This is a genomic window from Bacteriovorax sp. BAL6_X (assembly GCF_000443995.1).
Lineage (GTDB): Bacteria > Bdellovibrionota > Bacteriovoracia > Bacteriovoracales > Bacteriovoracaceae > Halobacteriovorax_A.
Genome location: NZ_AUMC01000010.1, coordinates 190,842 through 203,742, shown reverse-complemented (window position 1 = coordinate 203,742; position 12,901 = coordinate 190,842). Strand labels below are relative to the sequence as shown.

Below are 12,901 nucleotides of genomic sequence, written 5' to 3'. Positions count from 1 at the left end.
CCTAATTAAACGAACGTAAAAGTGATCCAGTAACAAGTTGCCAACCGTCCACAAGAACAAATAGTAAAAGTTTAAATGGTAGTGAAATAACGACTGGAGGAAGCATCATCATCCCCATGGCCATTAGAACAGAAGCCACAACCATATCTAAAATTAGAAATGGAATATAAAGTAAGAAACCAATTTGAAATGCTGTCTTTAGTTCTGAAATAATAAATGCTGGAATTAAAAAGTGAATAGGTACATCATCAATTGATTGTGGTGCCTGACGATTTGTTACATCATAGAAAAGTCCAATATCGGCCTTACGAACCTGCTTATTCATAAACTTTCTAAGAGAACCTTCAATACGATCAACTGCTAAAGTTGTCGTAATTTTCTTATCCATATATGGTTTAACTGCATTTGCATAAATCTCTTCGCCTGTTGGCTGCATAACAAAAACAGAAAGGAAAAGGGCAAAGCCGATAAGAAGCTGATTTGGTGGCATACTTTGCGTACCAATTGCTTGTCTCATGAAAGACAGAACAACGATAATTCTTGTAAAACAAGTACAAAGAATTAAAACCGCCGGTGCAAGTGTTAGTACCGTAAAAAGAATTGTAAGTTCGATTGTATCAACGAGATCAACGCCCTGTCCGAAATTAACAGAAAGACCTGGAAGACCCAGGTTAGTTGATTGTTGAGCAAAGATCGTACTTAGCCATCCCCCAATACTAAATATTAATAATGCTCTTAAAAAATTATTCATCCAACTTCCTATTGAATTGATTTTAATAAAATTATTGTAAAGACTTCATGTCCTTAACTTTTTTCTTAATTTGTGCTGTTAAGCTAACTTTCTCTTCTTGATTAGCTTGTCCTGCAAGACTATTTAAAATGTCTTGTTGCGAAGAAGCTGTCGAGTTACTTGCTTCTTTCATATTTTGAGTAACTTCTTTCAGTTTAAATTCTTTTGAGCCAGAATTTGCCGTATCTAAGTTTGTATCAAAATTAGATCCAGTAAGAGCCTTCTCACCCTCTTTAAAGAATTCTGTAGTATCTTGAATCTCAGTTAAAAAATCCATTCCCTTTTCAGATTGGGCCATTAAGAAAACTTGTTTTTGAACTCTAACAACAAGAAGGCTTCTCTTTGGAGCAAGATAAGTTGTCGATAGTACCTCAACCATTTTTGCATTTGAGAAAAGACCAAGACCACCTTTTTTTAACATTCCCTTTCTAAAGAAATTCATTAGAAAAAAGATACCTGCTGCAAATAGAGCAAAAAACCCAATAAATTTAAAAATATAAGTCGACATCTGAAATCCACCTTTTTCAACACCTGAAGAAAGATTGCTTACAGTGTCTTCAATCTGCTCATTCTTCTCTTTAGCAAGAGCAAGTAAAGACTCACTAGTCTTTTCTAGCTTTACATTATTCTTGTTTTTATTATTTGTTACTTCTTCTTTATCTTTTAACAACTTAGCAAGATAGCCTTCATCATAAGCTTCAGCATTCTTTTGCTTAACAGGGTCCTTCTTAGTAGGAGCTGCTTTTGTTACTGCAACTTGTTTCTTATTTGCAGTGATAGGAAAGTACATCTTAATTTCATTATCACTAACTTCTAAACTAACTTTATCTTCATTACCTTTAATGTCATACGGGAGAATAGCGCGAACGCGAGCAACATCCTTAGTAAATTGATAAGCTAGAAGTTTCGTATCAAACTTTTCATTAACAGATACTTGCTTTTCAATCTTTGGCCATACGATTGTATCTTTTAAAGCTACTTGAATAATATCATCCTTAATTGTTAACTCAGGAGTTGTATCAAACTTCCCTTTGAGCCCAACAGTAACAATACCTGTTGAACCACTTTTAGTTAACTTAACCTTCCCTACTTCAACTCTAGCAAATGCATTCGTTGTCATAAGTGAAAGTGCTAAAAATAATAATTTAAGTTGTCTGGCCATGATTAATTCCTACGTTTCTCTACTACTTTAGATTTTCAATTCTCTCGATCGGCGAAATAATATCAGTAAGACGAATACCAAATTTTTCGTTTACAACGACAACTTCACCTTTTGCTACTAACTTCCCATTAACTAAGATCTCAAGAGGTTCACCTGCTAGTTTATCAAGTTCTAATACCGAGCCTTGCCCTAGCTGTAGAAGATCTTTAATGATTACTTCTGTTCTTCCTAGCTCTACTGTTACTTTCAGTGGAATATCTAGAATAAAGTCTAGGTTTTGAACCTTTAACTTATTAATGGCATCGTCACCTGCTCTGATTTCATCAGCAAGTTTTTCGACTTCCATAGTGTTAAAATTCTCTAGACCTTGTGTTTGGTTATTTAGTTCTGTTTGATCACTCATTTATATCTCCCTTAATTATTCGACTTCAATATCCATAGAAACTTTAGGTGTTTTATCAACGTGAGTTACCTGCACCGCTCGGTTTCCTTTGTATGTTCCAATGAGACACTTTAGTTTTTCCACACCTTGAATTGCTCCCTTTACCTCGCTTGATGCTTCTTGGTTAAGAGGAATAATATCTCCAGTTTGAAGAGTTAAAAGGTCTCCTACAGTCATTTCAGCTTCACCAAGTTTCACAACGATTTCGGCCTTTGTATCTTTAATGTGCTCATTCATAGCACTAGTCCAGATACTATCGGCCATATCATTATCAGTTTGGTAATTTGATGAAAGCTTTTGCTTAATTGGTTCAATCGTTGAGTAAGGAACAACAATCATAATTGTTCCAGAAGCTGATTCAAATTCAACTTCAAGAGTTGTTGCGATAATTACATCTGATGGAGGAACAACACCAACGAATTGTGGATTAATTTCAGTTCTTACGTATTGAGCATCAATACGGTGAACCTGCGCCCACGCCTCTTCAAGGTCAGCAATGGCCATATCCATAACTTTTCTCATGAATGAAAGTTCAATCGCTGTGAATTCTTTTCCTTCGATCTTTGTGAAAGGACGATCCGTACCACCAAAGTATGAATCGATAATTGCGTAAGCAAGCTTTGATTCAAATACTAGTAAAGCAGGACCTCTTAGTTCATTAAACTTCATGATACACATACACGATGGAATCGGAAGTGTGTTTACAAACTCACCAAATTTTAAAAGGTCTGTTGAGATCATCGAAATCGTCGAGATCTTTCTTAGAGAGTTTGAAAGTGATACACGAAATGAACGAATGAATCTTTCGTAGATGATTTCAAGAATAGGCATTCGCCCACGAATGACTCGGTCTTGATTTGTTAAGTCATAGGGCTGAATATTCTCGTCTTCAGCTTCATCATCGAAATCCCCACCTTCACCTAGAAAATCATCTGCGTCACCATCGTTTACAGCGTTTAATAGAGCGTCGACTTCGTCTTGACTTAAAACCTGTGCCATCGTTCCCCTCCTAGGATTTGATGATCTTGGCATCCTGCCAAAAATTAAACTTAATACTTTATATTAACTAGTTGATCTGGAAACCAACGTAGTAAACATCTAAAACTTTTCCATCAACTAAGTATGAGTTGATAGCTGATTTAATCTCTTCTTTTAGGTATTCCTTACCTTGAACTTTAAGAAGATCATTTGGCCTCTTAGAGTTCAAAATACTAATGATTGAATCTCTAATCTGAGGCTTTCTTGCCTTATACTCTTCCTCTTTTGCACCTAGAGAAAGTTTTAATACCGCGTTTAAACGGATGTAGCGTTGTGGCCCGTCACCTTGTGCAAGGTTGGCCGTGAAGCTATCAAGTGGAAATAGCTTTCCTTCCTCTTCCTGTGCTTCACCAGTTTGTACAACCTCTTTATCTTGAGATTGTTCGGCCATTTGTGCCTTAACAATATCTTCCACAGACGACTGCTGTGAGATCTTTAAATGTGTTTGGTACTGAAAGTAAGCGATAACACCCATTAATACGATATTCAGTAGTAGAGCTACTGTTAGTAGAGGGTTCTTTCCACTTCCTTGGTATGAATTGTCAGCACTTCCATCTGCCATAATCTATAAATCCTTTACTTCACACAGAAAAAAATTCCTTTAAAAACTGTGCCTCGTCAAAAATTATACATCTAGCGGCCATTTTCTACAAGATAGTAAAGTATGTTCCGGAAGATTCTGCCCATTAATTTTGAAATTTTAAGACTTTATGAGGAATGTAAAAAAGTGGTGGTGTCAAAATGTCGACGTTTTTTTGACGCTTAGGAGGATTGATAGGCAAAATTTGCCCTAAAAATAAGAAAGCCTCCATAATGGAGGCTTCTTATTATGAAACTAATTTCAAACAAAAATTAGAACATTTCCTTCCAAGCTTTACCTGGCTTGAATTTTGGAAGTGTCTTAGCTTTGATTTTAATTTTTTCACCAGTTGCTGGGTTGATACCAGTTCTAGCTGCTCTTCTTACTTTAGTGAAAGTACCAAAACCGATTAGTGAAACATCGTCACCTTTCTTAACTGCTTTCTTGATTGTTTCAAGAGTAGTTGAAACGAATGCATCTGCATCTTTCTTTGTTAGGTGGCTAAGTTCTTTGTTTTTTAAGATTGCTTCTACAAGTTCTTTTCTGTTCATTTTAACTCCAAATAGTTAGTTATTTAGTTGTTGTAGAAATAGGATGAAGTTTGAAACACGCTTTGACAAGGCTTTTTAGCGTTTTTTTTAACTTTTGAAGGTTTTTTTTATTTTAATGCTTATTTTAAGTTTTTTTCTTGCCAAACTACTATCTCTTCCTCTAATGCGATTCTCACGGCTTTTAGCCACTCTCCTTCAAGTTCTTTATGATCCTCAAGGTCTTTAATTTCAACAAAAAGTTGAATAAAAACAGGACCTAGTTGATGATAAAAAATTTTCATTGTTGGGATATTAATATCGACAGGAAGACGATGAGCAAGCTTATCCAAGCTTTTTTCAAGCTCTAAAATCTCTTGTGCTAAATCAAAAATAGAATTGATTTTTAATAAAGATGTTAGGTGATTAATGTAAGCAGAATTTAAAACATTTTGTTCTAATAAAGAATGTGGAATATCATCTTGAAGAAAATCTTCAATTGTATAATCAATTTGTCTTGCTGATTCACGAAAGAATTCTTTGTTAACTTTCACTTGATTCTGATCAAAGAAGTTTACCATTTTAACCTCCAATGATCATATTATAACACGGAAAAATAAAAAGGCCCACCAAGTGGCGGGCCTTAATATTTCAACTGAACTTGATCAGTAATTAGATATCAAGTTTACCTTTTTCTTTAAGAAGACCAAGAATCATCTCAAAGTGAGAAAGTGGGTAAGCACCTTTAACTGGAACTCCATTGATTACAAAACCAGGTGTTCCCTGAATTTCAAACTTTCTTGCTTCAGCTTCGTCTTGTGCAATTCTTTTCTCAACAGCTTCAGACTTAACATCCTTAGCAAGTTTCGTCATATTAACACCAAGATCTTTTGCAGTTTTCTTTAGGTATTTTTCTTTTAGGTTTCTTAGCTTTTGTTGACCTTCTTGAGTGAAAAGTACATCGTGAAATTTAAATGCTTTCTCTTCAGATTGAAGTCTAACTGCTTCGTAGTAAGCAGCTGCAATTCTCGCTTCTGAGTGGAAAGAAAGAGGAAGATGCTTGTAAATAAACTGTACCTTACCTTTGTACTTTTCAAGCATTGGTTTAACAACATTATCAAAGCCTCTTGTACAGTAAGGACACTGAAAGTCAGAGTACTCAACTAGAGTAATAATTCCACCTTTAGTACCTCTAACCGATTCGTCTTCTCTGATTTGTGGTTTAAGAGGGTTTTCAATAAACTCGTGAAGTTTTTTGTTTTCCTCTTCTTCTCTTTTCTTCGCCATTGCTTCTTTTGCGTTTTGAGCTGCAACTTGAAGAGCTTCCATAACTTCTGCAGGGTTAGCTTTAATTGCTTCTGCTAGAATCGTTGGATCATCTTTTAATGCTTTTTTGATTTCATCTTTACCTACACAACTCGTAAGTAAAACTAATGACATTACAATGCCTAATGCTTTTTTCATTACTATCCCTTTTGTTATTATGAACAAATTTCACATCAAATTATTATTATGATTTTACTTGAACAAAGTTAAATACTCAATCATCTTTTACTGAGTACTCTTTTTCCATATAGTCCAAATACTTGTTGATGGCACGCGTCTGATGACGAACATATTTGTAGCCGATAAGGTGAACTCTTGATGTATATCGTCCACTAATAAAAGATCTCATTGTCGCAAAAATACCAAATGCTGGAGTCGCAACTTTGTTATAAAGATAGCCCATGAAAAAGCCATAAGAAATAATATTGATAATAATCGTAATACCTACAATATCGTCCTGAATTAAGGCCATGTTACTAAAGTAGTCTTTAGTAATTTTACCATTCGTAAAGACTTCGTTAACCACAGAAATAACAGCATCAAAAAGAGCGTAATTAATAATTAAAATGATCATACCAGTTAGAATGCATGTGATGGCAACGTAGATACTCTTGTGGACAAAAAACATTGTCTCAAAGACTGGTTTATGTATCCTTCTGTATTTAGACGGAACTTCAATTTGAGTTAATTTCCCATTCATCCTCAGAGTCGAAGTGGTTGTAAAGAACCAATCACTAAAACTAGATAATAATCTTAACTCAGATTTAAGTTCCCCATCAAAAGAATTTACTTTTTCTTCAGATCCTAGAGAGTCCAAACAATACTGTGCAATCTCATCAAATGGTCTAAGCATCAATTGCGCAAGGACAATTCCCGCAACCAATAAGAAAGCAATGGAGATAATCATCCAAGGTAGAACTTCCAATAAACCAATTTGAAGATAGTCATAAATTAATGAATCAATAATATAATCAATATCCTTACGATAGGTTGTAATATAGATAATCGTTGATTTTAAAAGTATCCAGTTGAGTATAAATCCAACGATAATTGAAATAAATGGAATGATTGCAAAGATGAGCCCCATCTTTAAACGAAACTTTGCCTGGTCATCCTTTTTAAAATCTTTGAAGGATCCAGTTATAATCTTAAACATTGATTCTTTTACTTGTTCATAAGCTGTCATAATTACTTACTATTTCGGTTAATTTGAAAAAATTCTTAATTAATTTTATCAATTTCTAAAGAAATCCTTAATCCTCACCGATACAAGTAATAGCGTGAAAACTAATATTTGAGGATATTATGAAAAAGTTTAAATTATTAATGGTTTTGACAATTGCTTCAATGCTTGTAACAAGCTGTGGCCAAGACTCAAAAAGTAGCAGTGGTGGTTACTACTCTGGTTGGGGTAATAGCGGAAGTGGTTCAAATACAGGATCAACAGGTATGGACTCACAAGGACAGGCTTTATTTGATAGTATTATTAATAGCGGTGTTTTCAACTGTACCTACGGTCAAGATTCAAACAATATGTTTAACAATAACTACCTAAAAATTGGCAATAGAAGAGGAACAATCGTTGCTAATGTTCAGGGAGGCAACAGTTATAACAACTCAACAGTTGCAGGAAATATTCAAGAAGGGATGCTTCCAAATGAATCAAATCAACACTTCGTTGGTGTTAACGGTTTTGGTGACTTTGTTATTTTTACAAAAGTTTTAAGTGGAAATAATGTTGTTGGGTACAATATGCGTCTTTCACTTTGTTCACGATATTTTAGTTATCAAAACTATAACTTCCCTATCATTGCTGATGAACGAGGGCTTCAAGGCGTTCAGCTAAAAAACGCTGTGACTCTAGATTCGCCAACAAATTGTCCAGCAGGAACTGTTGATGCTGCTCACTTACTAGTTGTAGCTGATTACTACCAGTATTCACAACCATTCCAAGGACAACTTGATCCAGTAGGTATAAATGTAAGTTTTTCAACACCATGTCTTTAAGAGAATAGTCTAATAAAGTTTTAAAACATTTAATTTCGGAAAATAATGGGCCAGTATTTCACGATGGCCCTTTCCTTTTTGAGCAAGACCTAAAGAACCAACCTGACATAAACCAACACCATGCCCATTCCCCTTTCCAACAAAGTGAAGACCAGCTCCACCAACATCTACCATATAGAAATGGTTTGAAGGAAATTCAACTCGGCCAAAGTAGCGACGAAATAAACTCTTTTTGATTTTAATTTTCTTTACGCCATTTTGAACATAAAGATTTGTTTGATCTCTCTTATCTGGGTATAAGAATAACTTCTTCTTTAAACTTTGTTTCTCAATAAACTCTTTTTTCATTGCCCATTTTAGAAATTTCTTAAAGCGAAGTTTTGTAATTTTTGAATCCCAGTTTTTCTTCTTCTGGCAGTAGTCACACTTTACCGTTGAGTATCCATGTACATCATTTCTCCACACATCAGAAGGAACTAATGTCGTTCCTCCACAACTTGCATGAAAGAATGCTGGAACAAGATTCCCCTTTCCATTAGTAAGAACTAATCCTGCAGTATCTTTTGCGGCCTCAAGCGTACTTGCCGTCACATCATTAAATGTTCCATTAACTTGATGTTTTTCAGAATTTTCTAAATCATAAAGAGTGTCATTCTTAAGCCCTGAAATCATCATATGGTGAAGAGCATAAGTACGAGCGGCTACTGCCTGTGCTTTAAGGGCCTCAATTGGCCAAGAAGCATTCATTTCTTTTGCAAGTAGTGTTGCAATATAATCATCAAGATCCATTTCGTTGACAACATCACAAGAATTACCGTCAGCACTCGTCACAATATGCATCTGCCCCATAAATTGTTTACGCTCAAAACTAATGAGTCCTGTTTGAGATGTTAAAGATGCTAAGTACTGAGGTTTTACAGTTTTAAGAGATTGTAGATTTTGACAATTAACTTTTATCTTCTTAAATCCTTTAAAACTTTTGCGACTTCTGGTTGCGACTACCTTACGAGTAAGATCAACGCCTTCAAGAAGAACATTATCAAGATCTTTGGCAACTCTCACCTTTATTGTGTGACCTGATCGTATATTTTGTAGTGGGCTAATTCTCGCCAGAGAATTCAATGAAGAAAGTATAATGATAGAGATAAATAAATTTCTCAACGAATATCGTCCTGATTTGTGCGGCATCCTTGCCCTGCAACTTCTCTAGTAAATGATATATGATTTTACTAAGCTACTCAACTTGAGAGAAATTTTATCGCTTTTTGCATATCTGTCCATGCTGTTTTCTTCATGGATTCATTTACCTCTAGTAATTTAGGGTGAAATAGTGGCATGACATCGATTAACTGAGCATTCCCATCAACTTCTATTTGAATCGAGTGAAACTCTCCATGAACGTTAGCAAGACGAACACGTTTATCTAGGCATAAGTTTGTAGCAGCTGCACCAAGACTAATGAGTAGCCTAGGCTTAAAGTGGGCACAACAAGTGAAAAGGAATTCACGAGCATCTTTTTTAATAAATGGAACACGAATAAAGCGGCCACTTGAAATTTTCATGGCCTTAATCATTCGCCCCATAATATCTTGATCAGATTCAATCATTGATAAAGGTAGAAAGTCTGGAAGCTCCCCTTCTTCAATCTCATCAAGTCCAAAGAAGATAATATCAACTTCACCTTGATAGTCTTTGAAACCAGGAATTGATTCTAAGTCCCAAGAAGTACTATATTGTGAAAGGAATTTATTGATATCGTTATTAACTTTGATAGTACGAGAAGATTCAACGGTACTTGAAGCTGCTGCAATATCAATCTTACGCTTTGGAGGTGTAATAGGAACCTCTATTTTAGGCGCTAAGACTGTTTGCTCTACTGATGCAGCTTCTTGCTGAGGGACAACAACAGTCGGCTTAGATGCTTGTTTAAAAGCCACCGTGACTTCTTGCGAAGCCTTACTAGAAGTAAGTTTGCGCTCTTTTAGCTTAGGGTACCAAAGTGTATTTTCGAATAACTTGGCATAGTAATTCGGCTTCTCATCTCGTGTGAGTTTTAAAACGTTATTAAAATCTTTAGTTAATTTGGTTAAAAATTGTGCCATTACTTTATTTCCTATGGGTAAAATATCCCTAAGTCATTAAAAAAAAAAGCATAAATTTCAGAACATTGATAAGTCTCCGATAAATCAACTACATCCACTGCTTGGGACACTCTGCACAATCTCGAATCCCCAGTGGTAATTATTATTTAAAGGAGTTGCTACAATGTCATTCGATCCAGATTTCCAATTTGAAAACTTTGAAGAGTTATTTGGTGATGCCGATCAAGTACATAAGGTTTTAAATGATTGTCCAGTATGTGGCTCTAAGATGGTTCACACACACCTATCGGATTATAAAAACTTGTACATACACGAGAATTCGAGATGTACTGATTGCGGGCACGGCAATCGTAAAAAAATCCACCACCTAAACTAGACAATTATTTCTGAGGGAATTCGGCCATAAGCTTGGTATGAATTCTCTCAGCAATGCCTTCCTTAATATCCAATTTATGACTAATTTCAATTACCGACAACTGAGACAGTTCTTTTAGATTTAAGTCCATATTCTCGTGAATAGTTTTTAGCGTCTTCTCACCAATTCCTTCAATATCATCAAACCACGAAGTGAATATGCGATCCCTTTCTTTCTTATGGTGAAGTTTACGAGAAAAGCGGTGGGCCTCATCTCTCATTTGCACTACAATTCTCATAAGAGATGGTGTCTTCTTTAAGATATAAGGATTAATTCGATTTGGGATAATAAGCCTTTCATCAGAACTTGAGACCTCTTTATCTTTAAATGATTCCTGCTTACTTGTTTTAATCTTTGCAATTCCCACAACAGGAATATCAAGTTTAAAGTCTTCAAGCACGGCCAAGAAACTTGAGACTTGTCCCTTTCCACCATCAACGATAAAGACATCCGGAAGTTTTCCTTTTTTAAGTCTGCGTGAAAGTACTTCTCTCATCATCGCAAAGTCGTTATTCCCTTCAGGTCTTTCTTCTAAGTGATAATAACGATATTGTGTTTTATCAGGCTTCCCTTCACGAAAAACAATTTGCGAAGCTGTTGGAGACTTCCCTTGCCAGATGGCAACGTCAAAGCATTCAAGGATCTTTGGCGTCTCTTTTAAATTTAAAAGTTCTTTTAATTTATTTAAACCAACCCAAGGGCCATCAAGATTCTTCACTCTAAAGCGCTGGTGCTCTCTTGCGTGATCTAGTGTTAAATCATAAAGAGTTTTCATCTTACCAATAGGCTTTTGAACTTCAACTTCTTGATCAAGAACTTCATTAAAAGCTTCACTAATCATTGAAAGGTCAGCTTTTTTCTCATCGAGATAAATACGACTTGGAAGTTTTTCTTTAGTGTTTGAATAATATTGAAATAGGAATGTTTGAAAGAGTTCATGATTTTCACTCTCACTATCCCCTTTTCCAAAATGATAGTTTTTGTGACCTAAAAGAATTCCTGACCTCATCATATAGATTGAAATATCAACTTCTAACTCTCCAACGTGATAAGCAACAATATCAAAATCTTTCTCTGTTGAGAGTTCAACATTTTGTTTTTCATAGCTTTGAGAAAATGACTTTAGCTCTTCAATGCTATCGCGAATTTCCGCTGCCCTTTCAAAGTACTCTCTTTCAGCAGCGGCGAACATTTTTTCTTCTAGAATCTTTAAAACATTTCTACTTTGGCCCTCAAAGAAATTTATCACGTAATTAAGATCCTTGAAGTAATCTTTTTCAGAAATATAATCCACACAAGGAGCCGAACATTGCTTCATTTGATAAATAAGGCATGGGCGTTTTCTCTTTCGCATCTCCTCTATTGAGCAGTCTCTTAAAGTGAATGATTTAGTTAATATGCGAGATATCTTTAAAATATTACTTCCCGTTGTAAAAGGCCCAAATAACTTAATTTTCTTTTTTCTCTTTGGCCTTCTTGTGTAAACAAGACGTGGGAATTTTTCATTCAAATCAATCTGGATATAGGGATAACTTTTATCGTCTTTTAATTGAATATTATATTTGGGAATGTGCTTTTTAATTAAGTTATTTTCTAAGATGTATGCTTCGGCATCAGTCTTAGTCATAATAAAGTCAAAGTCTTGAATATGAGAAACAAGGATTTGGGTTTTAGGTGACTTTTCTGAACTATTAAAATAGCTGGAAACTCGACTACGAAGGTTTTTTGCCTTTCCGATATAAAGAATCTCTTCGATGCCGGCACGCTTACGCTTCATTAAATAGCATCCAGATTTTGTCGGTAAATGTTTTGCTTTTTCCAGCAGTGCTAAAGTATTTTTCTTCATTATAATTATCTACACATAACCTTTTATTCTCTTTACTTTAATCCTATTCACCATTAAATTGATCTAATTAAGCAAAAGGAAGAGAGAATATGTCAAAACTAGGTGTTGGTAAGGAAATTGTAACATATTGTAGCAAATGTAAATTAGATCTTGCTCATTTAATTGTAGCAATGAAGGATACAGATACTCCATACAAAGTTCTGTGTAATACTTGTAAAGCAACTCATGCTTACAAGCCAAAAAAAGTAGTATCTCCAAGTGCTACACGTCGAAAAGCTACGACAAAGAAGAGAATTTCAACAGAAGAAAAAATCATTAATGTTTGGGAAAATGCCCTTGAAAAACTTGAGGGTGAACCTATTACATATAGCATTCGCCACAAATTTGAAGTTGGCGACGTGCTAGCTCACCCAACTTTTGGGCCAGGGCTAGTCGAAAAAAGTCTCGATGCTAATAAGATCGAAGTACTTTTCAGAGGATCAATTAAAATTCTTATGCATAATAAATAAATATAAAAAGAGCTTGATAAGCTCTTTTTTTATTTATACGTCCTTCGTTTGAAATGAAGATATACACGAGAGAAAGACCTTTAGGTCTTTCGGTTCGTAACAAACGCAAAATTATACAAAGAAAAGCCTCCCATACGGGAGGCTTTCTTATAATCTC

At 35.1% G+C, this 12,901-nt stretch carries 15 protein-coding genes; 3 read left to right on the top strand and 12 right to left on the bottom strand.

Going from position 1 to position 12,901, the window contains the following annotated elements:
- Nucleotide 1: 1 nt before the first annotated feature.
- The 9 genes from fliP to M902_RS11455 all read right to left on the bottom strand — a co-directional run bounded on the left by fliP (nucleotide 2) and on the right by M902_RS11455 (nucleotide 7,051).
- The gene (gene fliP, locus M902_RS11495; protein ID WP_021268666.1) at nucleotides 2-751 is read right to left on the bottom strand and encodes a flagellar type III secretion system pore protein FliP; all 750 of its coding nucleotides are present in this window, start codon (nucleotides 749-751) and stop codon (nucleotides 2-4) included.
- Between the two features lie 31 nt (nucleotides 752-782).
- A complete protein-coding gene (locus tag M902_RS11490) occupies nucleotides 783-1,952 on the bottom strand; it encodes a flagellar biosynthetic protein FliO (protein WP_021268701.1) in 1,170 nt (389 codons plus the stop codon).
- A 22-nt stretch (nucleotides 1,953-1,974) separates the two neighbouring features.
- Nucleotides 1,975-2,355, bottom strand: a complete 381-nt coding sequence (fliN, locus tag M902_RS11485) for a flagellar motor switch protein FliN (RefSeq protein WP_021268549.1) — start codon at nucleotides 2,353-2,355, stop codon at nucleotides 1,975-1,977.
- Between the two features lie 15 nt (nucleotides 2,356-2,370).
- On the bottom strand, nucleotides 2,371-3,393 hold the full coding sequence (fliM, locus tag M902_RS11480; protein ID WP_021267929.1) for a flagellar motor switch protein FliM: 1,023 nt from the start codon (nucleotides 3,391-3,393) through the stop codon (nucleotides 2,371-2,373).
- Nucleotides 3,394-3,460: 67 nt separating this feature from the next.
- Complete coding sequence (gene fliL / locus M902_RS16100) at nucleotides 3,461-3,994, bottom strand: flagellar basal body-associated protein FliL (protein WP_021268075.1); 534 nt, start codon at nucleotides 3,992-3,994, stop codon at nucleotides 3,461-3,463.
- Nucleotides 3,995-4,284: 290 nt separating this feature from the next.
- Nucleotides 4,285-4,563 carry an HU family DNA-binding protein gene (locus M902_RS11470; protein ID WP_021268333.1) on the bottom strand — a complete coding sequence of 93 codons (279 nt, stop codon included), beginning with the start codon at nucleotides 4,561-4,563 and terminating at the stop codon, nucleotides 4,285-4,287.
- Between the two features lie 119 nt (nucleotides 4,564-4,682).
- A complete protein-coding gene (locus tag M902_RS11465; RefSeq protein ID WP_021268012.1) occupies nucleotides 4,683-5,120 on the bottom strand; it encodes a hypothetical protein in 438 nt (145 codons plus the stop codon).
- A 91-nt stretch (nucleotides 5,121-5,211) separates the two neighbouring features.
- Nucleotides 5,212-6,003 (bottom strand): thioredoxin domain-containing protein, encoded by a 792-nt coding sequence (locus M902_RS11460; RefSeq protein WP_021268568.1) that lies wholly within the window; start codon nucleotides 6,001-6,003, stop codon nucleotides 5,212-5,214.
- Between the two features lie 76 nt (nucleotides 6,004-6,079).
- Nucleotides 6,080-7,051 carry a hypothetical protein gene (locus M902_RS11455; protein ID WP_021268680.1) on the bottom strand — a complete coding sequence of 324 codons (972 nt, stop codon included), beginning with the start codon at nucleotides 7,049-7,051 and terminating at the stop codon, nucleotides 6,080-6,082.
- A gap of 119 nt (nucleotides 7,052-7,170) precedes the next feature.
- On the opposite strand from M902_RS11455, the gene M902_RS11450 reads away from it, so the two are divergent.
- On the top strand, nucleotides 7,171-7,872 hold the full coding sequence (locus tag M902_RS11450) for a hypothetical protein (RefSeq protein ID WP_021268158.1): 702 nt from the start codon (nucleotides 7,171-7,173) through the stop codon (nucleotides 7,870-7,872).
- A gap of 9 nt (nucleotides 7,873-7,881) precedes the next feature.
- On the opposite strand, the gene M902_RS11445 is transcribed toward M902_RS11450, so the two are convergent.
- Nucleotides 7,882-9,033: a SpoIID/LytB domain-containing protein gene (locus M902_RS11445; RefSeq protein WP_198011896.1), complete on the bottom strand. Its 1,152-nt coding sequence runs from the start codon at nucleotides 9,031-9,033 to the stop codon at nucleotides 7,882-7,884.
- 77 nt (nucleotides 9,034-9,110) lie between these two features.
- Nucleotides 9,111-9,974: a uracil-DNA glycosylase gene (locus M902_RS11440; RefSeq protein ID WP_021267973.1), complete on the bottom strand. Its 864-nt coding sequence runs from the start codon at nucleotides 9,972-9,974 to the stop codon at nucleotides 9,111-9,113.
- A 163-nt stretch (nucleotides 9,975-10,137) separates the two neighbouring features.
- On the opposite strand from M902_RS11440, the gene M902_RS11435 reads away from it, so the two are divergent.
- On the top strand, nucleotides 10,138-10,350 hold the full coding sequence (locus M902_RS11435; protein WP_021267851.1) for a hypothetical protein: 213 nt from the start codon (nucleotides 10,138-10,140) through the stop codon (nucleotides 10,348-10,350).
- A 4-nt stretch (nucleotides 10,351-10,354) separates the two neighbouring features.
- On the opposite strand, the gene uvrC is transcribed toward M902_RS11435, so the two are convergent.
- Nucleotides 10,355-12,235 carry an excinuclease ABC subunit UvrC gene (uvrC, locus tag M902_RS11430; RefSeq protein WP_021268274.1) on the bottom strand — a complete coding sequence of 627 codons (1,881 nt, stop codon included), beginning with the start codon at nucleotides 12,233-12,235 and terminating at the stop codon, nucleotides 10,355-10,357.
- Between the two features lie 89 nt (nucleotides 12,236-12,324).
- Between uvrC and M902_RS11425 the strand changes: the two genes are divergently transcribed.
- Nucleotides 12,325-12,744, top strand: a complete 420-nt coding sequence (locus tag M902_RS11425) for a hypothetical protein (protein ID WP_021268659.1) — start codon at nucleotides 12,325-12,327, stop codon at nucleotides 12,742-12,744.
- The last annotated feature ends 157 nt before the right edge of the window (nucleotides 12,745-12,901 follow it).

Coding starts and splice junctions, on each gene's coding strand:
- fliP (WP_021268666.1), bottom strand. CDS start 751: ATGAATAATTTTTTAAGAGCATTATTAATATTTAGTATTGGGGGATGG.
- M902_RS11490 (WP_021268701.1), bottom strand. CDS start 1,952: ATGGCCAGACAACTTAAATTATTATTTTTAGCACTTTCACTTATGACA.
- fliN (WP_021268549.1), bottom strand. CDS start 2,355: ATGAGTGATCAAACAGAACTAAATAACCAAACACAAGGTCTAGAGAAT.
- fliM (WP_021267929.1), bottom strand. CDS start 3,393: ATGGCACAGGTTTTAAGTCAAGACGAAGTCGACGCTCTATTAAACGCT.
- fliL (WP_021268075.1), bottom strand. CDS start 3,994: ATGGCAGATGGAAGTGCTGACAATTCATACCAAGGAAGTGGAAAGAAC.
- M902_RS11470 (WP_021268333.1), bottom strand. CDS start 4,563: ATGAACAGAAAAGAACTTGTAGAAGCAATCTTAAAAAACAAAGAACTT.
- M902_RS11465 (WP_021268012.1), bottom strand. CDS start 5,120: ATGGTAAACTTCTTTGATCAGAATCAAGTGAAAGTTAACAAAGAATTC.
- M902_RS11460 (WP_021268568.1), bottom strand. CDS start 6,003: ATGAAAAAAGCATTAGGCATTGTAATGTCATTAGTTTTACTTACGAGT.
- M902_RS11455 (WP_021268680.1), bottom strand. CDS start 7,051: ATGACAGCTTATGAACAAGTAAAAGAATCAATGTTTAAGATTATAACT.
- M902_RS11450 (WP_021268158.1), top strand. CDS start 7,171: ATGAAAAAGTTTAAATTATTAATGGTTTTGACAATTGCTTCAATGCTT.
- M902_RS11440 (WP_021267973.1), bottom strand. CDS start 9,974: ATGGCACAATTTTTAACCAAATTAACTAAAGATTTTAATAACGTTTTA.
- M902_RS11435 (WP_021267851.1), top strand. CDS start 10,138: ATGTCATTCGATCCAGATTTCCAATTTGAAAACTTTGAAGAGTTATTT.
- uvrC (WP_021268274.1), bottom strand. CDS start 12,235: ATGAAGAAAAATACTTTAGCACTGCTGGAAAAAGCAAAACATTTACCG.
- M902_RS11425 (WP_021268659.1), top strand. CDS start 12,325: ATGTCAAAACTAGGTGTTGGTAAGGAAATTGTAACATATTGTAGCAAA.